The organism is Sphingomonas fucosidasi, from assembly GCF_036663855.1.
Classification (GTDB): Bacteria; Pseudomonadota; Alphaproteobacteria; order Sphingomonadales; family Sphingomonadaceae; genus Sphingomonas; species Sphingomonas faeni_B.
Genome location: NZ_JAXOJR010000011.1, coordinates 1 through 23657 on the forward strand (window position 1 = coordinate 1; position 23657 = coordinate 23657).

The 23657-nt window shown below is 66.0% G+C and carries 25 protein-coding genes and 1 tRNA gene; 9 read left to right on the forward strand and 17 right to left on the reverse strand.

The features are described 5' to 3' along the window. Nucleotides 1–222 precede the first annotated feature (222 nt). Nucleotides 223–864: a tyrosine-type recombinase/integrase gene (locus U1737_RS20780; RefSeq protein WP_443027154.1), complete on the forward strand. Its 642-nt coding sequence runs from the start codon at nucleotides 223–225 to the stop codon at nucleotides 862–864. Between the two features lie 101 nt (nucleotides 865–965). Here the strand turns inward: U1737_RS20780 and U1737_RS17290 are convergent. From U1737_RS17290 to hisG, 11 genes are all read right to left on the reverse strand, one after another. Next, nucleotides 966–1041: transfer RNA gene (locus tag U1737_RS17290), tRNA-Phe, on the reverse strand. Between the two features lie 53 nt (nucleotides 1042–1094). Beyond that, complete coding sequence (locus tag U1737_RS17295; protein WP_248524304.1) at nucleotides 1095–1277, reverse strand: DNA gyrase inhibitor YacG; 183 nt, start codon at nucleotides 1275–1277, stop codon at nucleotides 1095–1097. Beyond that, nucleotides 1277–2224, reverse strand: coding sequence for a ribonuclease (locus U1737_RS17300; RefSeq protein WP_332797638.1), 948 nt, complete (start codon nucleotides 2222–2224; stop codon nucleotides 1277–1279). Before U1737_RS17300 ends, U1737_RS17295 begins: the two co-directional genes overlap by 1 nt. Beyond that, the gene (locus U1737_RS17305; RefSeq protein ID WP_248524308.1) at nucleotides 2217–2795 is read right to left on the reverse strand and encodes a Maf family protein; all 579 of its coding nucleotides are present in this window, start codon (nucleotides 2793–2795) and stop codon (nucleotides 2217–2219) included. The genes U1737_RS17300 and U1737_RS17305 overlap by 8 nt, the downstream gene beginning before the upstream one ends. Before the next feature lie 45 nt (nucleotides 2796–2840). Beyond that, nucleotides 2841–3059 (reverse strand): translation initiation factor IF-1, encoded by a 219-nt coding sequence (gene infA, locus U1737_RS17310; protein WP_031441079.1) that lies wholly within the window; start codon nucleotides 3057–3059, stop codon nucleotides 2841–2843. A gap of 92 nt (nucleotides 3060–3151) precedes the next feature. Then, nucleotides 3152–3727: a hypothetical protein gene (locus U1737_RS17315; protein ID WP_332797639.1), complete on the reverse strand. Its 576-nt coding sequence runs from the start codon at nucleotides 3725–3727 to the stop codon at nucleotides 3152–3154. A gap of 157 nt (nucleotides 3728–3884) precedes the next feature. Beyond that, nucleotides 3885–6041, reverse strand: coding sequence for a sodium-translocating pyrophosphatase (locus tag U1737_RS17320; protein ID WP_332797640.1), 2157 nt, complete (start codon nucleotides 6039–6041; stop codon nucleotides 3885–3887). Nucleotides 6042–6132: 91 nt separating this feature from the next. After that, nucleotides 6133–7026 carry a thiamine-phosphate kinase gene (thiL, locus tag U1737_RS17325; protein ID WP_248524314.1) on the reverse strand — a complete coding sequence of 298 codons (894 nt, stop codon included), beginning with the start codon at nucleotides 7024–7026 and terminating at the stop codon, nucleotides 6133–6135. Between the two features lie 192 nt (nucleotides 7027–7218). Beyond that, complete coding sequence (gene nusB, locus U1737_RS17330) at nucleotides 7219–7674, reverse strand: transcription antitermination factor NusB (protein ID WP_056488135.1); 456 nt, start codon at nucleotides 7672–7674, stop codon at nucleotides 7219–7221. Nucleotides 7675–7885: 211 nt separating this feature from the next. Further along, on the reverse strand, nucleotides 7886–9181 hold the full coding sequence (gene hisD, locus U1737_RS17335) for a histidinol dehydrogenase (protein WP_248524316.1): 1296 nt from the start codon (nucleotides 9179–9181) through the stop codon (nucleotides 7886–7888). 124 nt (nucleotides 9182–9305) lie between these two features. After that, entirely contained in the window at nucleotides 9306–9983 is a 678-nt protein-coding gene (gene hisG, locus U1737_RS17340; RefSeq protein WP_248524318.1) for an ATP phosphoribosyltransferase, read from the reverse strand. A gap of 46 nt (nucleotides 9984–10029) precedes the next feature. Here hisG and U1737_RS17345 point away from each other — a divergent pair, with 46 nt between their 5' ends. Then, a complete protein-coding gene (locus tag U1737_RS17345; protein WP_248524320.1) occupies nucleotides 10030–11127 on the forward strand; it encodes a DUF2332 domain-containing protein in 1098 nt (365 codons plus the stop codon). Nucleotides 11128–11261: 134 nt separating this feature from the next. Here U1737_RS17345 and U1737_RS17350 read toward each other — a convergent pair whose 3' ends face one another. The 6 genes from U1737_RS17350 to U1737_RS17375 form a co-directional block, all read right to left on the reverse strand. Further along, nucleotides 11262–11741, reverse strand: a complete 480-nt coding sequence (locus U1737_RS17350; RefSeq protein ID WP_332797641.1) for an RcnB family protein — start codon at nucleotides 11739–11741, stop codon at nucleotides 11262–11264. Between the two features lie 336 nt (nucleotides 11742–12077). Further along, nucleotides 12078–12953, reverse strand: coding sequence for an alpha/beta fold hydrolase (locus U1737_RS17355; protein WP_332797642.1), 876 nt, complete (start codon nucleotides 12951–12953; stop codon nucleotides 12078–12080). Between the two features lie 226 nt (nucleotides 12954–13179). Further along, nucleotides 13180–14079, reverse strand: a complete 900-nt coding sequence (locus U1737_RS17360; protein WP_332797643.1) for a pirin family protein — start codon at nucleotides 14077–14079, stop codon at nucleotides 13180–13182. Between the two features lie 5 nt (nucleotides 14080–14084). Further along, nucleotides 14085–14561, reverse strand: a complete 477-nt coding sequence (locus U1737_RS17365; protein WP_248524328.1) for an NUDIX hydrolase — start codon at nucleotides 14559–14561, stop codon at nucleotides 14085–14087. Between the two features lie 103 nt (nucleotides 14562–14664). Then, a complete protein-coding gene (locus U1737_RS17370; RefSeq protein ID WP_332797644.1) occupies nucleotides 14665–15372 on the reverse strand; it encodes a glutathione S-transferase in 708 nt (235 codons plus the stop codon). Next, the gene (locus tag U1737_RS17375; RefSeq protein ID WP_332797645.1) at nucleotides 15372–15659 is read right to left on the reverse strand and encodes a BolA family protein; all 288 of its coding nucleotides are present in this window, start codon (nucleotides 15657–15659) and stop codon (nucleotides 15372–15374) included. Before U1737_RS17375 ends, U1737_RS17370 begins: the two co-directional genes overlap by 1 nt. A 122-nt stretch (nucleotides 15660–15781) precedes the next feature. Between U1737_RS17375 and U1737_RS17380 the strand changes: the two genes are divergently transcribed. The 7 genes from U1737_RS17380 to U1737_RS17410 all read left to right on the forward strand — a co-directional run bounded on the left by U1737_RS17380 (nucleotide 15782) and on the right by U1737_RS17410 (nucleotide 23634). Further along, entirely contained in the window at nucleotides 15782–16306 is a 525-nt protein-coding gene (locus tag U1737_RS17380) for a J domain-containing protein (protein WP_332797646.1), read from the forward strand. A 266-nt stretch (nucleotides 16307–16572) separates the two neighbouring features. Continuing rightward, complete coding sequence (gene cobS / locus U1737_RS17385; protein WP_055874633.1) at nucleotides 16573–17577, forward strand: cobaltochelatase subunit CobS; 1005 nt, start codon at nucleotides 16573–16575, stop codon at nucleotides 17575–17577. A 4-nt stretch (nucleotides 17578–17581) separates the two neighbouring features. After that, a complete protein-coding gene (cobT, locus tag U1737_RS17390) occupies nucleotides 17582–19405 on the forward strand; it encodes a cobaltochelatase subunit CobT (protein ID WP_248524336.1) in 1824 nt (607 codons plus the stop codon). A 22-nt stretch (nucleotides 19406–19427) separates the two neighbouring features. Then, entirely contained in the window at nucleotides 19428–19670 is a 243-nt protein-coding gene (locus tag U1737_RS17395; RefSeq protein WP_332797647.1) for a ribbon-helix-helix domain-containing protein, read from the forward strand. 73 nt (nucleotides 19671–19743) lie between these two features. Continuing rightward, complete coding sequence (locus U1737_RS17400; protein WP_248524338.1) at nucleotides 19744–22206, forward strand: TonB-dependent receptor; 2463 nt, start codon at nucleotides 19744–19746, stop codon at nucleotides 22204–22206. Between the two features lie 4 nt (nucleotides 22207–22210). Further along, nucleotides 22211–22957: a tetratricopeptide repeat protein gene (locus tag U1737_RS17405; RefSeq protein WP_332797648.1), complete on the forward strand. Its 747-nt coding sequence runs from the start codon at nucleotides 22211–22213 to the stop codon at nucleotides 22955–22957. Then, nucleotides 22951–23634, forward strand: coding sequence for a Fe2+-dependent dioxygenase (locus tag U1737_RS17410; protein ID WP_332797649.1), 684 nt, complete (start codon nucleotides 22951–22953; stop codon nucleotides 23632–23634). The genes U1737_RS17405 and U1737_RS17410 overlap by 7 nt, the downstream gene beginning before the upstream one ends. Nucleotides 23635–23657: the final 23 nt, after the last annotated feature.

The window sequence follows — 23657 nt, forward strand, 5'->3', positions numbered from 1 at the left end:
GCCTCCTTCAGGATGCCGATGATCTGCTCTTCCGAAAACTGCTTCCGCTTCATCTGTCCGTCCCTTTCCGGGGTCGGACTCTAGCTCCAACTGGAGGAAAAAACGGGGGTCACGTCAGACGGCATAGACGAAAGCAGCGTCCGCGAGTTCGTACAAGCTCGCAAGCGCGGCGGTGCAAAGCCATCAACGATCAATCGAGAATTGGCGACCTTGTCTCATATGATGCGTTGTGTCTCTCGATGGGGATGGATCGCAAGAGATAAGGTCCCGGTCATCGACCGCCTACGGGAAGGGCCGGGCAGGATCATTGCCCTTTCCGACGAACAATGCGCCTCCCTGCTTGAAGGTGCGTTAGTAGACCAAGACACAGACCTCTGGCTGTTCGTTTTGATCTGTCTGCAAACGTCAATGCGTCATGGGGAGGCGCGGCGGCTCCGTTGGGAGCATTACGATGCCCACAGGCGTCGCTTTTACATTCCAGAGGCCAAGGCAGGTGAGCGAGATCAACCTATCCCTAGCAGCCTTGCAGCGGCGCTAGAGCGGACGATGCAGGAACGGGGCGCTACAAAGGGTTATGTCTTCCTTGGCGGCCCGGGCAGTTCCACAGGATATCGTCATACATTCCGCAAGGCTTTCCAACGCGCCGTGAAACGAGCGGGCCTCGACGTCGCCAAAGTTACGCCTCACACCATGCGCCATACCGCCATAACGAAGCTTGTGAAGGCTGGCGTCGACCTACCCACGGTTCAAAGAGTGAGCGGACATAAGACACTCTCGATGGTGCTGCGATATACGCACGTCGACGGCGCTCATATCGACGGTGCGATCGAACACCTTGGGATTGCCTCGGCAAAGACAGGCTAACCGAACCTTACGTTTACCCACGAAATTTACACAGAAACTACACATGCGATACCAGTGGGAATAGCGGATGACCGCTAAGCTTTTGCTTAATCTGACAAAAATGGTGCCCGGAGACGGGGTCGAACCGCCGACACTGCGATTTTCAGTCGCATGCTCTACCAACTGAGCTATCCGGGCACGTCCGGTCTGGGACCGGAGAAGCGTCCGACCTTGCGATCGGAAGGGCGCGTTTAGTCGGGGTCTTCGGCGGTGTCCAGCCCCGTTTGCGATATCGGTCGGCCGGGAATGCGATAGCCCTCGCCGAGCCACTGCAACAGGTCGCGATCGCGGTGGCGGCTTGAGCAGAACGGCTTGTACTCGGTGACCGCGGGCTGGTCGCAGATCGGGCATTTCACGGTGACGGCGGTGGGCATCAGGCGCTCTCCAGTTCGTGGACGACGCCTGTGCGACGCGCGAGTTCCGCCAGCCACGCCGGACGGGCCATGAGGCGGGCGTGGACGGCTGCAGGCAAGGTGTGGCGCCGCGAGGCGGCCGGTGGTGTGCGTTCGAGCGTGCGGAGCGCCGCGCGCGTCGCGGCGCCTGCCGGATCGGCGCGAAGAATTTCCGGGATCGACGCGCGCGGGCGGGCGCGGACGATCTGGAGGAAGCCGAAGCCGTTCATCGCGGTGCGCTCGAACGGCTGCGGCAACGATTCGTCGATCGCTGCGGCGACGGCATTGCGTTGCGTCTTGCCGGCGATGGTCGGGAAATCGATGCCGATCGAGCCACCGATGCCGTGTCGGCGAATCGCTCGCGCCACGGCATGCGCGGCGGCGATCGCGAGCGTATCCAGTGGTGGCGCGCCATCGACGTCGAACAGAGCCATTGCGGGCGTCGGCGAGAGGCGGAGCGCGCCGAGCGGGAAGACGATCTCGCCACTCACAGCCTCGTCGAGCAGCTCGGACCAGCCTGCCGCCTCCAGTGCGTCGGGTTCGTGCGCCCGCGGACTGCGGACGGGCAGGCCGGTCGCCACGAGGCGATCGTACAGCGTCGGGGCGGGGCAGGCGGTCAGGTCGGTCGGGACCGCCTTGGCGAGTTTGGCACGACCGGCCTCTGGCAGCGCTTCACGGGCGATCTCGACGGTCAGGCTCGCGCCTTGCGTGATGCCCGTGGGGAGATGATTGATCAGAGCCTCGCCGCCATCGAGAACGACGCGACCGCGTCGGCCCGGCAATAACTCCACGAGCCTCGCGCGGGCGACAAGCCCAACCTTCAGCGCACTATGGTCGTCGAGTTCGATCGCGGCTTCGACGATCTCGTCATTGTCCACCAGCGCGGCACGTGCCTCGCCGATGCCGGCTTCGTAGAGCCATTCAGGCAAGCGCGACGCCCGCGGTCTTCAGCAAGGCGCGCGTCTCGAACAGCGGCAGGCCGACGACACCCGAATGGCTGCCCGAAAGGAAGCGGACGAACGCCTCCGCGCGGCCCTGGATCGCGTAGCCGCCGGCCTTGCCGAGCCCTTCGCCGCACGCGAGATAATCGTCGATCTCGGCGGGGGAGAGGGGCTTGAACGCGACGATCGTGTCGGCGATGCGGGTCCGCACCTTGCCTGTCGCGTCGATCACGCAGACCGCGGACAGGCAGTGGTGGCGCCGGCCCGACAGCTTGCCGAGCAGGTCGCGCTGGATGTCCAGCGTGTCGGCGGGCGGTAGGATGCGACTGCCGAGCGCGATCGTCGTGTCGCCGGCGAGGATGATCTCGCCCTCGGCGCGCGCAACGGCGCTGGCCTTCTCGACCGCGAGGCGAAGCGCGTAGGCGCGCGGCGGTTCGGCCTTGCGCGGGCTCTCGTCGATATCCGGAGATTCCACGCGCGACGGCACGACGCCGAGCCGCGCGAGCAGGTCGCGGCGGCGGGGCGAGGAAGAGGCTAGGACCAGTGCTGGGACCACCATTGGTGCCTCGTTGTAGAAGCGGTAGGCGCCTAGACGCCCACGGGCTTATTTGAAGCGGTAGGTGATGCGACCCTTGGTCAGATCGTACGGCGTGAGTTCGCACAGCACCTCGTCGCCGACCAGCACGCGGATGCGGTTCTTGCGCATCTTGCCGGCGGTGTGACCGAGAATCTCGTGGTCGTTTTCGAGCTGAACCCGGAACATCGCGTTGGGGAGGAGTTCCACCACGCGGCCGCGCATCTCGAGCAGTTCTTCCTTGGCCAAATATAATCTCTGAATTGGGGGAATTTCGGGACGAGCGCCCTTACCGCAGGTTCGCGAAAAAGGAAAGCACGGCCGATGCGCGGTCACAGGCGTCATGCCCGTGGCCGTTGAACGAGACGTAGATATCGTCGTCCGGCACGATGGAAACAAGGGCGCAGTGCGCAAGTGTTCCGCCATCCGTACCACGCCCCGTCATCCTGACGAAAGTCAGGACCCAGGATAATTGAGGACAGCCCCTTGTCGCTCTGGATCCTGACTTTCGTCATGATGACGGGGCGATGGCGATCACGACATTCTGGCGCGTTCACAGCAACGCGGTGCAGCTCGAGCAGGCGGACCGCCATCATCGATAGATACGCCATCATGTCGTTGTCGCCGAGAAACCCGCGCATCGCGTTGAGCAGGTCGAATGCCCTGGTGTTGCCGCTCCGCGCGACCTGGTCGAAGGCGTCCTCGGCGGTGTCGTTCCAGTGCCAGGTGTCCTCGAACGCCTCGATCTGCGCATTCGAGGATTTGCCGTCGGGCTCCTTGAACAGGATGCCGTAATTGGCGTTCGAATTGAACGGCGGATCGAGATAGATCAGGTCGACGCTTTCGTCGGCGATCTCCTTGCGGAGGACCGCGAGGTTGTCGCCGTAGAAGAGGTGGTTTTCAGGACGGTTTCGCATCCGTGGACGATGCGGGGGCGGCGGCGCGCTCGTCCAAGCCAGATGCATCCTGCGGCAGGAAATCAGCTCCGTTCCGGAGCTTTTGCACGGGCACCGCCGCCAACGCTACCGTCGTCCCGAGGCCTTAGGTCTTGGGCGACGGATCGTTTCCCTGCGGTTACCCCACGCCGCCGCCAGCCAACGCCGCGAGCAGCAGCAGCGCGACGATGTTGGTGATCTTGATCATCGGGTTCACCGCCGGGCCGGCGGTGTCCTTGTACGGATCGCCGACCGTATCACCGGTGATCGCGGCCTTGTGCGCCTCGGATCCCTTGCCGCCGTGATGGCCGTCCTCGATGTATTTCTTCGCATTGTCCCAGGCGCCGCCGCCGCTCGTCATCGAGATCGCGACGAACAACCCGGAGACGATCACGCCAAGCAGCATCGCGCCGAGTGCAGCGAAACCGGCGGCCTGGCCGGCGACCGCGGTGATGATGAAATACACGGCGAGCGGCGACAGCACTGGCAGCAGTGAAGGCACGATCATCTCGCGGATCGCCGCCTTGGTCACGAGGTCGACCGTACGCGCATAGTTCGGGCGGCTGGTGCCCAGCATGATGCCGGGATTGTTGCGGAACTGCTCGCGGACCTCCTCGACGACCGCGCCGGCCGCGCGACCGACTGCGGTCATGCCGAATGCGCCGAACAGATACGGGAGCAGCGCACCCAGGAGCAGCCCGACGATGACGTACGGATTGGACAGGCTGAAATCGACCGTGACCTCGGGGAAATACGTCGCGAGATCGGTGGTGTACGCGCCGAACAGAACCAGCGCGGCAAGCCCCGCCGAGCCGATCGCATACCCCTTCGTCACCGCCTTGGTGGTGTTGCCGACCGCATCGAGCGCATCGGTGCGCTGGCGAACGTCGTCGGGCAGGCCGGCCATCTCGGCGATGCCGCCGGCATTGTCGGTGACCGGACCATAGGCATCGAGCGCGACGACCATGCCGGCCTGCGCGAGCATCGCGGTCGCGGCAAAGGCGATGCCGATGATCCCGGCCAGCTGGTACGCGACGATCACCGCGACGACGATCACCAGCGTCGGCAGCGCGGTGGATTCGAGGCTGATCGCGAGGCCCTGGATGACGTTGGTACCGTGGCCGGTCTCGGACGCCTTGGCGATCGACTGGACCGGGCGGTGGTTGGTGCCGGTGTAATATTCGGTGATCCACACGATCAGCCCGGTGACGACGAGGCCGATCATCATCGACCAGAACAGGTCCATGCCGGTGAAGCTCTGCGTCAGCGACGGTGCCGCCTGCGTGGTGAGGTCGTCGGTCGCGGGATCGAGAAAGCCGGCGCCGCCGATCACGCGGTGGAGGTCGCCGAGCACATATTGCGTGGCGAGGTAGATCGCCGGGATCGACAGGAGCGTCGAGGTGAAGAACCCCTTGTAGAGCGCGCCCATGATCGAGCCCTTGCCGAGCCGGACCATGTAGGTGCCGATGATCGAGGTGACGATGCACACGCCCCCGACGAGCAACGGGAGAGTCATCAGCCGCATCAGCTCGGCACCGCTCGCCTGGATCAGCAGCGCGATCGAGATCATCGTCACGCCCAACGTGACGACGTAGGTCTCGAACAGATCGGCGGCCATGCCCGCGCAATCGCCAACATTGTCGCCGACATTATCAGCGATGACGGCAGGGTTGCGGGGATCGTCCTCGGGAATGCCCGCCTCGACCTTGCCGACCAGATCCGCACCGACGTCCGCCGCCTTGGTGAAGATACCGCCGCCGAGCCGCGCGAAGATCGAGATCAGCGAGGCACCGAATGCCAACGCCGTGAGCGCCTCGACGATGATCCGGTCGTTGGGCGCGTGCCCTGCGGGTCCGGTCAAATACCAGAAGAACGCGCTGATCGCGAGCAGGCCGAGACCCGCCACGAGCATGCCGGTGACCGCGCCCGATCGGAACGCCAGCGTCAGCCCGGCCTGCAACGACGTCCGCGCGGCCTCGGCGGTGCGGACGTTGGCGCGGACTGAGATGTTCATGCCGACATAGCCCGCGACGCCCGACAGCACCGCACCGATGACGAAGCCGATCGTCGAGATCATGCCGAGCGTGAAGAGGAGGATCGCCGCGACGATGACGCCGACGATCGCGATCGTGGTGTATTGCCGCCCGAGATAGGCCTTCGCGCCTTCTTGGATGGCGGCGGCGATGTCCTGCATCTTGTCGTTGCCGGGGGACGCGGCGAGCACCTGTCGACTGGTGACGAAACCATATAGGACGGCAATCACGCCGCAGATCATGGCCAAATAGACGATCGTCATACGGCGCTATCCCTCTTTTCAGGTCCTCTCCGGCCCCGACTTTGCCGAGTCCCGATGCGAGGAACCTATCAGTGCAGGGGCATTGCGCAAGTTATCCGCGCGGGGCGTGCTGATAGCCTAGACTTGGCGGGAGCGGGACGGGCTTGCCGGAGTCGTGGAGCGTGAGCCCGGAGCCGGCTGAAAACGTACCGACGAGGGTAGCGTCGGTGACGAAATCTTGCGGTGCAGCGAAGAGGAGCTGGTAATCGTCGCCGGCCGTCGCCGCGGCCAGCCGGTCGCCGGTGAAGGCGCGGTAGGCGTCGGAGAGGGGAATGCGGGAAAGGTCGATCGTGACCGCGAGGCCGCTGGCGCGCGCCATGCGGGCGGCGTCGATAAGCAGGCCATCGGATACGTCCATCATCGCGTGGACGTGCGGCGCGAGGATGCGGCCGTCCGCCAGGCGGGGTTGCGGGCGTCGGTAGGCGGCGAGCAACTCCGGCGGACCGTCCTTGCCTAGCGCGATCGCGAGTCCCGCGCCTGCGTCGCCGATCGTGCCGGTGACATAGAGCGCATCGCCCCCTCGAGCGCCGGTGCGGGCAGGGGAGGCAGCGTCGCTCCCGAATGCGGTGACGGTGAGGATGCGCGGTGCGTTCGGCGGGAGCGTGACGGTGTCGCCGCCGATGATGCGCGTGTCGAAACTGGTCAGGACGTCGGCGAGCCCTTCGAGGAACGCCCGGTCCCATGCGTCGTCGCCGAGCGGATAATTGAGGAGGATACCCTCGGGCTTCGCGCCCTTGGCGGCGAGATCTGAGAGGTTAGTCGCTACCAGCTTCCACGCGACGTCCTGTGCTGGGTCGGTCGGGATGAAATGCACGCCTTCGACCAGCGTGTCGGTCGTGACGACGAGCGGCCCCGCGTCGAGCAGCGCCGTGTCATCGTTTAAGCCCCGCGCGGCCAGATGCAGCGGGAGCTCGCGCAAGGCAGCAATGAACTCGGCCTCGGTCACGCAAATCCTCCCCGGAACGGCGAGGGGGACCGTCCGCACAGCGGAGGGTGGAGGGGGCGTGCCGCGAGCGTTGCGCCAGCGGGGCGCATCCCGGCCGCGAAGTAAGGTCCGTAACGCTCAACCACCGGTACGCTTGCGGAAGCCCCCCTCCACCATGCTGCGCATGGTCCCCCTCCCCGTGCCGGGGAGGATCTAGGCACGCACCTCTTTCGCGATGCCGTCGAGCAACCCGTTCACGAACCCCGACTCCCGCTTGTCGTAGAACGCATGCGCGACGTCGACATATTCGCTGATCACCGCCGCCACCGGCACGTCCTTGCGCGCCAGCAACTCGTACGTGCCCACCCGGATGATCGCCTTCATCGGCTTGTCGAGCCGCGCGAGCGTCCAGCCCTTGGCCAGCTTGCCCTCGATCAGGACGTCGATCTCGCCGGCGCGTGCGTTCGCACCGGTGACCAGATCGTCGAAGAAATCGACGTCGGCCTCGGCATATTCGACGTCTTCGATCGTCGCGCCGAGCCGGTGCTGGTGGAATTCGTTGAGCAGGACGGGCATCGCGGTGCCCTCCATCTCGTGCTGGTACGTGGCCTGGACGGCGGCTAGGCGAGCGGCGGCACGCGCCTTGGTGCGGGGGGCGGTTCGAGTCATAAGCGGTTGCCTGTAGGCGCGGGGGGGCTGTGTGTCAGCCCTTTGCGTTTCTTGCATCTTAGGGAAGAAGATTGGTTCGCGCAGAGGCGGAGAGAGCGCGGAGGTGTATCGCTCGCCGCGGAGCGGCCCTCTCATCACTCGCCAATGAGGGATCGAAGCGGCTGCGCTGCGCACAACACCTCCGCGTTCTTTGCGCCTCTGCGCGAACACACTAACTGTTGAGACGAAGCCGGAGCGCCACCGATTTAGCATGCGCGGGGAGGCCTTCGGCGTTTGCCAAAGCGACCGTGGCGGGGCCAAGTTCGCGCAACGCCGCTTCGTCCAACGCCAGGAAACTGGTGCGCTTCATGAAGTCGAGTACCGACAGCCCGCTGGCAAACCGCGCCCGGCGGCCGGTGGGGAGGACGTGATTGGGGCCGGCAACGTAATCCCCGATCGCCTCGGGCGTGTAGCGGCCGAGAAATACCGAACCCGCGTGGCGGATGCGGTCGAAGAATCCCTGCGGGTCGGGGATCGCCAGCTGGAGATGCTCGGCGGCAAGGCGGTCGACCAGCGGGATCGCGTCCGCCAGCGTCTCGACGACGATGATCGCACCGTTATTGTCCCACGCGACGCGCGCGACGGCTTCGGTGGCGAGGTCGTGCAACTGGCGATCGACCGCGGCTACGACCTTGTCGGCGAACGCTGCGTCGTCGGTGAACAGGATCGACTGCGTGCTGGGGTCGTGCTCGGCCTGGCTGAGCAGGTCGGCGGCGGTCCATTCGGGGTCGTTGAGCGCATCCGCGACGACGACGATCTCGGAGGGCCCCGCGACCATGTCGATGCCGACGACGCCGTAGACCTGCCGCTTGGCTTCGGCGACCCAGGCGTTGCCGGGGCCGGTGATGACGTCGACCGGCTCGATCCGGCCCGCGCCATAGGCCAGCGCGGCGACGGCTTGTGCACCGCCGACGCGCCACACTCCGTCGACGCCGGCGAGATGCGCGGCGGCGAGAACGAGCGGGTTGATCTGGCCGTCCGGGGTCGGCGTGACCATCGTCAGCCGCCCGACGCCCGCGACCTTGGCGGGGATCGCGTTCATCAGTAGCGACGATGGGTAGGCGGCACGTCCGCCGGGGACGTAGATGCCGGCGGCGTCGACGGGCAACCAGCGTGCGCCGAGCCTCACGCCTGCCGAGTCGACCGAGTCGCTGTCGAGCGGCCGCTGTTTCTCGTGATAGGCGCGGATGCGGGTGGCGGCGAGTTCGAGCGCGATGCGCAGGTCGGGATCGAGCGCATCGAACGCGGCCTTGCAGTCGACGGCGTCGATCTGCCAGCCGGTGGTTTCGAGATCGTGGCGGTCGTGCTTCTGCGTCAGGTCGCGGAGCGCGGTCTCGCCGTCGCGACGGACGGCGGCGATGATCGCGGCAACATCCTGCGTGACGCCTGCGTCGGACTCGCGACGGTCTTCGACGAGCGCGGTGAAACGCGTCGCAAAGTCCGCATCGGTGGTGTTCAGGCGAATCACATTCCCCTCCCGCTTGCGGGAGGGGTCAGGGGAGGTAATGACATAGCCTCGCACGCTACGATCGGGGACGGTGTGCCCTCCCCCGACCCCTCCCGCAGGCGGAAGGGGAGCAGAAGGTTGGCGCTCATGCTGCGATCTCCTGCTCTACCGCACGGCGGAATGCCTCGACCAGCGGCACCACGCGGCTGCGGGTCTTCATCGCGGCGCGGTTGACGACAAGGCGGCTGGTGACTTCCATGATCGTTTCGACCTCGACCAGGCCATTTTCCTTCAGCGTGCGGCCCGACGACACCAGGTCGACGATCCGCGGCGCCAAGCCCAAGGTCGGCGCCAACTCCATCGCGCCGTTGAGCTTCACGCACTCCGCCTGCACGCCACGGCTGGCAAAATGCGCCGCCGTCACGTGCGGATATTTGGTCGCGACGCGGACATGGCTCCAGCCGCGCGGATCGTCCTGCGCGGCCATCTCGGCAGGCTCGGCGACCGACAGGCGGCAATGGCCGATGCCGAGGTCGACCGGCGCATACAGTTCCGAATAGCCGAATTCCGCGATCACGTCCGACCCGACGATGCCGAGCTGCGCGGCGCCGTGCGCGACGAAGGTAGCCACGTCGAACGCGCGCACCCGGATCAGCGAGATCGCCGGGTCGTTGGTCGCAAATCGCAGCGCACGCGAATTTTCGTCCGAGAACGACGCTTCGGGATGCACCCCGGCGCGCGCGAGCAACGGCAGGGCCTCGGCGAGGATGCGTCCCTTGGGAACGGCGATGATGATCTGGGAGGGGGGCTGAGAATCTGGCACGCGCCGGGCTTTACGGGGGGGGCATGGCGGGTGCAACAACCTGCGCATGGCAAATGTAAAGGCAAGTTGCTCGGCGTTCGAAATCCAGGCGGAGTATTGCGCGGCGATGGATGCGCCAGTCACGGCGCGGGTTTGCACTGCGCTGGCGGAAGCGCTCGATCGGGATAGCGAGACGGGGCGGCGGGTGCTCGACTGGCCGGGCGAGCCGGTCGCGGATGCGCTGGCGCTGCGACTGGTCGGCGGGCTGCATGCGTTGCATCGGTCCGGCGTCGATCCCGCGCTCTCGACCGTGTTTTCCGGCGCGGAGACCGACCCGGTGCGCGTCATGGCCATTTTGAAAGCCACGCTCGTCGCGTACGATGCGGCTCTGCCACCCTGGCTCGACGGGCCGCCGCAGACCAACGAGGCGGCGCGGTCCGCGGGGATGATGACCGGCATCTTGCACCTTGCCGAGCGGTACGGGCCGCGGTTCGAGGTGCTGGAGATCGGATCGAGCGCGGGACTCAACCTGCTGATCGATCGCTACCGGTTCGATCTCGGCGGCGTGACGGTCGGGCCGTCCGCCTCGCCGGTGACGATCCGCCCCGAATGGCGGGGGCCTCCGCCGCCGAGCGCTCTGGTCGAGATCGAGTCGACGCGCGGCGTCGATATCCAGCCGGTCGACGTCGCCGATCCGGTCGCGGCGGCACGGCTCGAGGCATATGTCTGGGTCGATGCGGTCGATCGACAGACGCGGCTCGCCAGCGCGATCTCGATGGTGCGCGAGGGCGGCGTCGATTTGGTCGAAGGCGATGCGGCTGATTGGGTCGAGGCGCAATTGGCCTTGCCGCAGCCCAAGGGCGTCACGCGCGTGCTGATGCATTCGGTGGTGTGGCAGTATCTGCCGGCGGCATCGCGCGAGCGGATACGGGTCGCGATGGAGGCGGCGGGGGCACAGGCGTCGGTCGAGCGGCCGCTAGGCTGGGTGATGATGGAGCCTAACCGCGATCTCCACCGGCACGAAGTTCGTGTCCGCGGTTGGCCCGGCGATCGGGCAATGGAACTGGTTGCGCTGACGCATGCGCATGGCGCTTGGGTCGAAGGTCTCGCCGCGCCGTACGAGACGCGCGAGTACGTCATGCGGCGCGGGGCGTATGAGATGTAAATCCTCCCCCGCCAGGGGGAGGTGGCTGCCAACGGCAGACGGAGGGGGCGGACAGGATAACGATTGTTCCGTGTCCGCCCCCTCCGTCAGGCTGCGCCTGCCACCTCCCCCTTGCGGGGGAGGATTTCAGTTCATCAGTAGAAGAAGCCGTTGTTGACCTGGGCGACGCGGCCGTTGCGCGTGTCGACCAGGACGACGTCGCGGCCGTAGCGGACCCAGCGCTGATAGCCGTAGGCCGGGCGCGACAGGCGATACGTCTGATAGTCGTTGATCCAGTAGTTGCGACCGTAATAGGCCGGCGCGAAACGATAGCCGACAGTCACCGGACGATAACGATAGCCGCGCGGGCCGACATAGGCGGGGCGGCGATAGACATTAGCGTGAGTGCGGCGATAGTCGCGCCAGTCCTCGCGCGCTTCGCGACGGTCTTCGCGCAATTCCTGGCGGGCTTCGCGGATGTCGCCACGGTCGCCGTAGCGGCGTGCGCGCTGCAGGTCGCGCTGACTCTCGCGGATTTCGCGCTGGTCGCGGCGGACTTCGCCGTAACTCTGCGCGGTGGCGAAGGTTGGGACGAGGGTGGCGGCGGCGACGGCCGCGAGGATCATCTTACGCATGACTGCTCTCCTGTGTTCGGCGCCGAATCAACGGCATGGATGAGGTTTTGCTCCCGCGCCGCTGAACGATCACAGAATGTGGTCGTCAGGATTTAGACAGGTGGCGAAGGTTCGACGTCCGCGTAAACGCCCTGCCAGTCCCGCCCGCCCCATCCGTCATCCCAGCGAAAGCTGGGATCTCCCCATTCGGGTCGCAGCACCCGTCACCATGAGATCCCAGCTTTCGCTGGGATGACGGGCGGGGGACGGGTGGGGGAGGCGATAACCTCTGTTCCGTGTCCTCCCCCCGTCGCCTTCGGCGCCACCTACCCTTGCGGGGGAGGATCGAGAGGGCGGTTAGATTCCCCAGCGGCGCATTGCGGCGATCACTGCGTCGGGTTTCTGCCAAGGCACGAAATGGCCTGCATCGATTTTTTCGATCGTTAGGTCGGGGACATAGGCGGCGAGGTCGAGCTGGCTCGGGAGCAGCGCGCTGTCCTGCATTCCCCAGATCACCAGCACCGGCATCGCGGTCGGCGGGAACGGTGCGTCGAGAAACGCGGGGCGGGGCGGGGTTTCGTCCATGGCGGGGACGACGATCGCGCTCGCGCGGTACCAGTTGAGCATCGCGGTGATCGCGCCGGGCTGGCCCCATTCGTCGAGATAGGCGGCCTTGTCCTCGGCCATTGCGGCGAGATCGGCGTGTTTGGAGAAACTCGTGTCAAAGAAGGTTTCGAGCCCGATCGACTCGATGTGCTTTTCGAGATCGGGGTTGCGGAAGGCGCGGATATACTGGCTGGCGGCGCGCTGCTCGAGGTCGTCGAACATGGTGCGCTGGAAGACGAGCGGGTGGGGGGCGTTGATGATGACGAGCTTGGCGATGCGCTCGGGGTGGCGCAGCGCGGCCATCCACGCGACCGCGCCGCCCCAGTCGTGGCCGACCAGCGTGAAACGGTCGATCTTCAGGTGATTGGCGAGCGCGATCAGGTCTGCGACGATCTTGTCTGGGGTGTAGTTGTCGATTCCCTCGGGTTTGGAGGAGCGGGCGAAGCCGCGTTGATCGGGGGCGACGACGTAGTGATCGCGGGCGAGGTCCGGGGCGATGGCGCGCCAGGTGCGGTGTGATTCGGGGAAGCCGTGGAGGAGGATGACGGGCGGGTTCGTTGGGTCGCCCGAGATCGCGACGTTGAGTTCTACGCCGGTGGACAGCGTGATGCGGTTCAGTTCGACCATTATTCCCCTCCCGCTTGCGGGACGGGTTAGGGGAGGGCCTACCCATCGCGCTGCCCCTAGATCATGCCCTCCCCCGACCCCTCCCGCAAGCGGGAGGGGAGAATACGCCTTCTGCTCCCCGCTCGCGGGAGAGGTTGGGGGTGGGCTCGCGGCTAGTTTCAAACGGAGTGCTCGGCGATAGCGCGTGCCCACCCCCTACCCCCTCCCGCTTGCGGGAGGGGAGGAGTCAGGGATAGCTGACCGTCTTCGGGATCGCGGGGATTTCGATCCATTCCTTTTCGTCGCCGGGTACCTTCGGGAAATTACCTGCGTTCCAGTCGCGTTTCGCCTGTTCGATGCGGTCGCGGTTCGAGCTGACGAAGTTCCACCAGACGTGGCGCGGCGTCGTGAAAGCATCGCCGCCGCACAGCATCGCGCGGCCGCCGTGACCGGACCGCAGCGTTGCCGCGATACCGGGGCGGAGGACGTAAAGCACCTGTGGCTCGAGCTTCACGCCCTCCAGCGTCGCCTCGCCCATCGCGAGGTAGATCGCGCGCTCCTCGGCGGCCGCATCGATCGGCACGCTCGCGCCGGGATCGAGCGCGATGTCGGCGTAGATCGTCCCCGAATAGGTCGTCGTCGGCGCGGTCTGGCCCCACAGGCTCCCCATGATGATCCGCGATCGCGCGCCGTGCGCCTCGATCACCGGCAGCTGCGCCTTGGTGACGTGTTCGAACGCGGGATCGATCTCCTCGACCGCCTCGGGCATCGCCAGCCAGGTCTGGATGCCCGACAGGTTGGGGCCCCCGGCGCGCTCGTCGCCGGGCGAGCGTTCGGAATGGACGATGCCGTGGCCCGCGGTCATCAGATTGACCGCGCCGGGCTCGATCCGCGCCTGCGTGCCGAGCGAATCGCGGTGGTCGATCGCGCCGTCGAACAGATAGGTGACGGTCGACAGGTTGATGTGCGGATGCGGGCGTACGTCGATGCCCGAGCCGACCGCGAGATGCGCGGGGCCCATCTGGTCGAAGAACAGGAACGGGCCGACCATCGTCCGCTCCTTGTTCGGCAAGGTGCGGTGGACCTTGAACCCGCCGAGATCGTGCGTCGACGGCAGGATGGTCTGGAGGACGAAATCATCGAGCATGCGCGTTATCCCTTGGCAGGTTCCGTGGCGTCGAGGAGCTCGACCAGGTCTGCGGGATAGATCGTTTCGTGAAAGCCCGCGATGTCGTTTCGGGAAAACCAGCGGTGACCGACGAGCAATTGCTTCTCCTGTTCGGTGAGATTGCCCGCCTTCACCTCGCAGGTGTCGACGTCGATCCGGAAATAGCGTTCGTCGGCGGTGACCTCGACGCCGTCGAAGGTCACGAAATCGATGGTGCGTTGCGCAACCTCGGGGCCGCAGTCGATGTCGAGGCCGACTTCCTCCCACAGCTCGCGGCGAGCGGCGGCGGCGTAGCTCTCGCCGGGGTCGACCGCGCCGCCCGGCGTGCACCAGAGCGGGGGGCGATCGGACGGGGTGAAGCGGAACATCAGCACGCGGTTTTGTCCGTCGACGAGGAGGATGCGTGCGGCCGGGCGTGGGGTGCGCTTCGATCCTCCCCCGTCAGGGGGAGGTGGCGCCATAGGCGACGGAGGGGGAGGACACGGAACGCCGGTCATCGCTTACCGCCCCCTCCGTCTCGCTTTGCGATCCACCTCCCCCTGGCGGGGGAGGATCGAAGGCGAATCATTCGGCGTCGAGCTCGGGATAGGCGCGGAAGATGCCGTCGGTGTTGAACGCCAAGCGCCGGTCGCTTTTCAGATACGCCTTGATCCCCGGCAGTTCGGCGACCTGATCGTGGAGGCGGATCAGGTTCGGATAGTCGGGCTCGAGCGTCTTCATCCGCTTGGGGAACATGTAGCGCAGCCCCTCGATCACCTGAAACAGCGAGGTGTCGGCATAGCTCCATTTGTGATCGATCAGCCAGTCGCCCGGATTGGCCTGCGCCGCATCCTCGAAATGACCGAGATATTTCGGCAGGCGCTCCTCGCGGAACTGTTTCGCCGCGCGCGCGGCCTCGGGTTTCTGGTCGTCGTAATAGTTCATCATCGCGACCGGATGGTGGACGTTGTGGACCTCCGCGACGAGGTCGGCGATCGTCAGCTGGAGCTGGTTGAGCCACAGCCGGTCCGCCATGTTCGACGGCGCGAGACCGTGACGCTCGCCGAGATACATCAGGATGTTGGCGACCTGGGCGATCACCAGGCCGTCGAGTTCGAGATAGGGCGGCGCGAACGGCGTCCGGCCGGTGCGGTCGTTGAGATCGGCCATCAGGCCATCCTCACCGACGCCGCGCGCGCAATCCTCGTAGGCGATCTCGGCGCCTTCGAGCGCGAGCCGGACGAACTCGCCGCGCCCCTGGATGGAGGGCCAGTACCAGAGCTTGTACGCCATCAGATTTCCCCGGGTGCGCGGGCCTTGATGGCGAGCGCGTGGATCTTCGTGCTCAACAGGTCTGCGAGCGCCTGGTTCACGAGACGCTGGCGCGCGACGCGGTTAAGGCCTTCGAATGCCGGCGTTTGCACTTCTACGCGGAAATGCGTCTCGCCGGTGCCGTCGTCGCCCATATGGCCGGCATGGAGCCCGCTCTCGTTGACGACGACGAGCTGCGTCGGCGCGAGGGTCGCGGTGAGGCGGGCGGTGATCTGGTCCTGTACGGAGCCGGTGGCGAGGTCTGTCATCGACCCTATATAGCCCGTTTTGGAAGCGCGGGGAGCCGGTGGCGGACGACGATCGAAAAGAGCGTAAGGAACGCCCCAGCCCACGGTTTCACGGCCGCGTGGAAGGGACCGGGCGCGTCTGCATGTGGCGCGACTGCGAGGACCCCGGCGAATTTCGCGCACCCCCGCTGGAGGGCCCGAGCGAAGGTGGCCCGCCGCAGTTCCGCTGGTTCTGCCTGGAGCATGTCCGCGCGTTCAACTCCGGGTATAATTTCTTCGACGGGATGACCGCGGACGAAATCCATCATGCGCAGCGACCGATGGCGGGCTGGGAGCGCGAGACGCGCGCGTTCGCGCATGGCGGCGGCGACACGCCACCCAAATGGGCCGACTTCGCCGATCCGATCGATGCGATCGGTGCAAGGTTTGGCGAGCGGATGGCGGCGGCGCGCAAGGACGGCCGCGTGCTGTCCGACGGCGAACGCCGATCGTTGCGCGTGCTCGGGCTCGGCACGGACACCGACCGAACGGCGCTGCGCAAACGCTACAGCGAACTCGTGCGGCGCTATCACCCCGACCGCAACGGCGGCGATCGTGCGCATGAATCCGAACTGCAGAAGGTGATCGCGGCCTACCAGCATCTGAAAGGCGCCGCCGCGTTCGCGTAACTACGTCGTCATCCTGGGCTCGACCCAGGATCCAAAGCCAAGCAGGATGTCGATCGTTGCTCTGGATCCCAGCCTTCGCTGGGATGACGGAGAAAGGGGCGACCGATATTACTGTGATCGATAAATCGCTGCTCTCTGCGGGGGAACTCGTCTTCGGCCGGGCGGTTCGTCCAGTTCATCCACGTTACTCATCCGCGCATTCGTACAGCGGGCGGTTGAGTAACAGCCCGCGCTTGGCCTAGAGCTACCGGGAACACGAGGCCAACATGACCGATATCCCGAATACCCAGCCCGACAGCCGCGAGACCACGATCCTCGACGCACCCGACCGCATGGTGAAGGTGCGCGAGATGTTCGGGATCGATTCCGACATGGAAGTCCCGGCCTTCTCCGAAGCCGACGAGCGTGTGCCCGATCTCGATCCGGCATACGTCTTCGATGCCGACACGACGCTCGCCGTGCTGGCGGGCTTCGCGCATAACCGCCGCGTGATGGTCCAGGGCTATCACGGCACCGGCAAGTCGACGCATATCGAGCAGGTCGCGGCGCGTCTGAAATGGCCGTGCATCCGCATCAACCTCGACGCGCATATCAGCCGCATCGACCTGATCGGCCGCGATGCGATCGTCCTGAAGGACGGCCAGCAGATTACCGAGTTCCGCGAAGGCCTGCTGCCTTGGGCGTTGCAGACCCCAACTGCTTTGGTGTTCGACGAATACGACGCGGGCCGCCCGGACGTGATGTTCGTGATCCAGCGCGTGCTGGAGACCGAGGGCAAGCTGACGCTGCTCGACCAGAACCGCGTGATCCGCCCGAACCCGTGGTTCCGCCTGTTCGCGACCGCCAACACGGTCGGCTTGGGCGATACGAGCGGGCTGTATCACGGCACGCAGCAGATCAACCAGGGCCAGATGGACCGCTGGAACATCGTCGTCACGCTCAACTATCTGCCTGCCAAGGTCGAGGCGCAGATCGTGCTGGCCAAGTCCGGCGAATACGACAAGCCCGACGGCAAGAAGGTCGTCGAGAACATGGTCCGCGTCGCCGACATGACCCGCAAGGGGTTCGTCAACGGCGACATCTCGACCGTGATGAGCCCGCGCACCGTGATCACCTGGGCGCAGAACGCGCTGATCTTCGGCGACGTCGGCTTCGCGTTCCGGTTGAGCTTCCTCAACAAGTGCGACGAGGCGGAACGGCCACTGGTCGCCGAATATTACCAGCGCGTGTTCGGCAAGGACCTCCCCGAGAGCGTGGTAGGTAAGGCCTGAGCCTTTGGCCAACGAAACCCCTCTCGATCGCTTCAAGGCGGTCCTTGCCGGTACCGCGCGTGCGATCGCGGAGGAGCCGGAGGTCGAGCTCGCCTTCACCGCGGATGCGCCGACTCAGTCGGGCAAGCACATCAAGGTGCCGATGCCCGCGCGTGCCTTGCCGGCCGAGCAGGTGGCGGAAGCGCGCGGGTTTGCGGATGGCTTTGCGCTCCGGTTGAAGCTGCACGACATCGCGCTGCATAACCGCGCCGCGCCGATCGAGGCGGTGGCGCGCGCCGTGTTCGATTCTGTCGAGACTGCACGCGTGGAAGCGCTCGGGTCGCGCGGCTATGCGGGGATTACCGAGAACCTCGAACGCGCGCTCGACGTGCGGCTGCGCGCAGACCCGATCACGCGCGCCCGCAATCGTGACGAGGTGCCGCTGTCGACCGCGCTCGGCCTGATGGTCCGCGAACGGCTGACCGGGCAGGAATCGCCCGCGATCGCCGCGCCCGGTCTCGCGCTCGTTCGCGAGTGGATCGAGAGCAAGACCGATCTTGACGCGCTGGCCTATGCGCTCGACGACCAGAAGGCGTTCCAAGGTCTTGCGCGGAAGATGCTGCAGGAGCTGGAACTGGTCGAAGGCGATCAGGTCCCCGAGGAGAGCGACGAAGGCGGCTCCGAGGACGAGGGCACCGACGAGCAGCAGCAGGACGAGGGCGACGAAGGCGACGACCAGGGCGAGGACGGCCAGGGCGAAGTCGAGGCGCGCGGTGAACAAGCCGAGCAACAGAACGAGGAAAGCGACGGCCAGGAGCAGAGCGACGAGTCGATGGACGATATCGACGGCGAGCCCGGCGACGACGGCGAGGAAGGCATGCAGCCGGTCCGCCCGAACCGCCCCTTCGCCGACATGGGCGGCGCGTTCGACTACAAGCCGTGGACGACGCAGTTCGACGAGGTGATCGCTGCCACCGAGCTGTGCGACGCCGACGAACTGGCGCGGCTGCGCGGTTATCTCGACCAGCAGCTCGTGCATTTGCAATCGACCGTGTCGAAGCTCGCCAACCGGCTCCAGCGCCGGTTGATGGCGCAGCAGTCGCGGTCGTGGGATTTCGATCAGGAGGAGGGTATCCTCGACGCGGCGCGGCTCGCGCGCGTGATCGTCAACCCGACTCTGTCGCTGAGCTACAAGGCCGAACGCGAGACCGATTTCCGCGACACTGTCGTGACTTTGCTGATCGACAATTCCGGCTCGATGCGCGGCCGCCCGATCTCGATCGCCGCGATCAGCGCGGACATCCTCGCACGGACGCTGGAACGCTGCGGCGTGAAGACCGAGATCCTCGGCTTTACCACGCGTGCATGGAAGGGCGGGCAGAGCCGTGAAACCTGGCTCGCCGCCGGGCGTCCGCCGCAGCCGGGGCGGCTCAACGACATCCGCCACATCGTCTACAAGCGCGCCGACGAGCCTTGGCGTCGCGCGCGCAATTCGCTCGGCCTGATGATGCGCGAGGGGTTGCTGAAGGAGAATATCGACGGCGAGGCGCTGATGTGGGCGCATGCGCGGCTGGTCGCGCGGCCCGAGGAACGCCGCATCCTGATGGTGATCAGCGACGGCGCGCCGGTCGACGATTCGACGCTCAGCGTGAACTCCGGCTCGTATCTGGAGCGCCATTTGCGCCAGGTGATCGGCTGGATCGAGAGCAAGTCGCCAGTCGAACTGGTCGCCATCGGCATCGGCCACGACGTCACGCGTTATTACGCGCGCGCCGTCACGATCATGGATGTTGAGCAACTCGGCGGCACGATCATCGAACAGCTCGCGTCGCTGTTCGATACCGAGTGATCCGCCGGTGGTGGCGGGCGGTGTGATCGCAGCGCCCGCGAGCGGATTCCACGGACCCGTCAAGCGCTCGATCACGATCGCCGGCCACCAGACGTCTATCAGTCTCGAACCCGTCTTCTGGAAGGCGCTGGAGGCAGCGGCCGTGCGCCTCGCATTGCCGCTTTCCGCGCTCGTCGCCGAGATCGACGCGATTCGCATCGTAGCGGACGATCCACCCAACCTTGCTAGCGCGTTGAGAACATGGCTTTTCGATAATCCAGGTTGAGAACTACTCGCATTAGCGTTGACAGTGCGAACGACTCTCAATAGCGAGCCCCTTAGAACAAAGGGGTTTGTCCATGTCGCTACCTTCGCCGCGTGCATCGTTGCCGCGTTCGTCCTCCGTGCCCGCGTTCCTTGCTCTGTCGTGTGTCGGCGCATTCGCGACCGCGCCCGCCTATGCCGCGGATGCAGACAAGGCCTCGGCACCGGTAACAGACGCGCAGCAACGCGAAGAAATCCTCGTCAATGGCCAGCGCATCCACGACGCAGGCCCGAAGCAGGTCGCGCCGCTGGTCAACACGCCGCGGTCGGTGATCGTCCTGCCTAAGGACGTGATCGAGCAGACCGGATCGAACAGCCTAGCGGATGCGCTGCGCACCGTTCCCGGCATAACCTTCGGCGCGGCCGAGGGTGGCAACCCGATCGGCGACCGCCCGTTCATCCGCGGCTTCGACAGCCAGGGCAGCATCTATGTCGACGGGGTCCGCGATCTCGCCTCGCAGACCCGCGAAGTGTTCGCGGTCGATTCGGTCCAGATCGTCCGCGGCTCCGACTCGACGCTCGGAGGGCGCGGCTCGGCCGGCGGCACGATCAACATCCTGTCGCGCCTGCCGCAGCTCGACAATTTCGGCACGCTCAGCGCCAGCTATGGCGAGGCCGACTATAAGCGCATCACCGGCGACGTAAACTTGAAGGTCTCGGACACCGCCGCGTTCCGGATCGAGGGGATGTGGCACGATCAGGACGTCGCCGGGCGCGATGCGATCTGGCAGAAGCGCTGGGGCATCGCACCGTCGTTCGCGATCGGGCTCGGCACGCCGACCCGGCTAACCGCGAGCTTCTATCACATGGAGAGCGAGGAACTGCCCGACAGCGGCATCCCGTATCTCTACACGATCGCCAACCATCCCGGCACCGGCAACGTCACGACCCAGCCTGCGCTCGGCACGGTGACGACGGCGGGCGGCCAAACCGGCTACGTCTCGCGCAAGAACTTCTACGGTTTGGCCAACCGCGATTTCCGCGATGCGACCACCAACCAGGCCACGCTCCGCGTCGAGCATGATTTCGGCGGCATCACGCTGCGCAACACCGCCCGCTACACGCACAGCACGCAGAGCTTTATCTTCACGCTGCCCGACGACAGCCAGGGCAATGTCTATGGCACCACCGCGACCAACACCGGCGCCAACCTGACGACCGGCGGTTATGTCTGGACCCGCGGCAACACGCGCTACGGCTATAGCGAGAGCATCGTCGACCAGACCGACCTGTACGGCAAATTCAACACTGGCGGGATCGAGCACAGTTTCTCGCTCGGCACCGAAATCTCGTGGGAGAAGACGCGGCGCGGTACGTTCGTGTCCGCGAACGGCTCGACGATCTCGCCGCGCTGCAACACCGCGACGATCGCGCGCTCCTATTGCACCAGCCTGTTCGATCCGGACCCGTATGCACCGTGGGTCAACTACACGAGCGACACGTCGACCACGCCGACGCCGATCGTGAAGGGCGCGCCCTCGACCGAGACGCAGAACGACGCGAATACCAAGGCGGTCTACGCGTTCGATTCGATCACGCTGATGCCGGCGCTGATCCTGAACCTCGGCGCACGTTACGACCGGTTCGAATCCACCATCACGCTGCCGGGCGCGACGCAGACCAAGGTCAACCGCGTCGACAATCTGTTCAACTGGCAGGCGGGTCTGGTGTTCAAGCCGACGTCGGAAACCAGCCTGTATGCAAGCTATGCGACCGCCGCGACGCCGCCCAACAGCCTGCTCGGCGAAGGACGTGAGGACAATGCGATCACGGCCGCGACGCTCAACCTGCTGAAGCCGCAAAAGACCAAGTCGTACGAAGTCGGCGCCAAGGCCAGCCTGTTCGGCGAGAAGCTCCAGCTCGGTGCGGCGGTATTCCAGACCGAAATCTCCAACGCGCGCGTGCTCGACGACACCAACACCGCGTCGTTCATCGGCGAAACGCGGATCCGCGGTATCGAGTTCAACGTCAGCGGCACGATCCTGCCCGGCTGGACCGTTTTCGGCGGCTTCACGCATCTCGATCCGAAGATCATCGACGGCGGCTTCACGACGCTGACCGCCGCCGCGCTCCCCGGCCTCCAGCCGACGCGGACGATCGGCGTCGTGTCGGTCAACACCGGCAAGCAGGTCCCGCAGACCGCAAGGAACAGCTTCACCGCGACGACCAACGTCAACGTGACCAAGCGGCTGCAGATCGGCGGTACCGCGCTGTACATGGACGAGCAGATCGGTGGCTATGCGGACAACCGCACCGCGACGCAGAACGCCGCGGGCGTGGTCACCGTCAACGCCGCGACCAAGGTCCTGACGCGCAGCATTCCGGATTACTGGCGCTTCGATGCGCGCGCGAGCTACAAGCTGACCGACAATGTCGACCTCAGCGTCAACGCGCAGAACGTGACCAACAAGACCTATTTCTCGCAGACCTTCACCAGCCACTACGCCGCAATCGCCGCGGGCCGGACGATCTTCGGCACGGTGAACCTGCGGTTCTGAGGACATGACGGCGATCGATACGCTCACGCCCGACGCGATCGCCGCGCGCCTCTCCGGAAGTCCGGAGGAGCGCGCGGCGTTCGTGCGCGAGGCGGCGGACACGGGCGTGGCCGAGGCACAGGCGGTGTACGGGCAGATGCTGCTCGACGGGGTTGGCGTCGTCGCCGACCCGGCCGCAGCGGTCGGTTGGTTCACGAAGGCGGCGGCGCAACATCATGTGATGGCGCTCAACATGGTCGGGCGTTGCTACGATCTCGGTTGGGGCACGCGTGTCGACAAGACGCGCGCGGCCGAATGCTACCGGATCGCGGCGGATCGCGGGCTCGACTGGGCGATGTATAATTACGCGACGTTGCTTGCGCTGGGCGACGGCGTCGCCGAGGACAAGCCGGCGGCGCTGGCGTTGCTGGAGAAGGTTGCCGCAATGGACTCGGGGCTCGCCAGCGCGAAGGCGATCAACTTCGTCGGTAGTTTTGCAGAAGACGGTTGGGCTTGCGAGCGCGACTTGGCGCGTGCCGCGGCATGCTATGCGCGTGCGGCGGAAGGCGGCGACTTCCGCGGCTGCTTCAATCACGCGCGGATGCTCGGAGCGGCGGGGGAGATCGAGATGGCACTTGATTGGCTGAGACAGGCAGGCGCACGCGGGAACGCGGCGTTCCTCGCCAAGGCCGAAACGTGGCTGGCGGCGAGCGACATCCCGGCGTTCCGGACGTCCGGCGTGGCGGCATTGCGCGAGGGGGCAGCATGCTGATTGCCATTCCCGACGTGCTCGATCCAGCCGAGGTCAGACGCGTCCGAGCGCTGATCGATGCGGCCGAATGGATCGATGGCAACGCGACCTCGGGGCCGCAATCGGCACTCGCCAAGCGCAACGAGCAACTGCCCGAGGACTCTGCGGCCGCGCGCGAGGCCGGAAGCATCATCCTCGACGGACTCGGCCGCTCCGCGCTGTTCGTCGCCGCCGCGCTGCCGCTGAAAGTCTTCCCGCCGCTGTTCAACCGCTATGCCGGCGGCCAGGATTTCGGGCTGCACGTCGACACTGCCATCCGCATCAAGCGCGGCTCCGACTTCCGCATCCGCAGCGACCTGTCGGCGACGCTCTTCCTCGCCGATCCCGAAACCTATGACGGCGGCGAACTCGTGATCGAGGATCAGTTCGGCCCGCAATCGGTCAAGCTGCCCGCCGGGCACATGGTGGTGTATCCCGCCTCCAGCCTGCACCGCGTCGCGCCGGTCACGCGGGGTGTGCGCGTCGCGTCGTTCTTCTGGTTGCAGTCGATGGTCCGCGACGACGGCGCGCGACGGATCCTGTTCGATCTCGACCAGAGCGTGCAGGCGGTCGCGGCCGCGCAAGGGCAGGGCGATCCGGCAACGGTACGGCTGACGGGGGTGTACCACAATCTGCTGCGCCGCTGGGCGGATGTGTGAGCACGCATGACGGAAAGGGGATG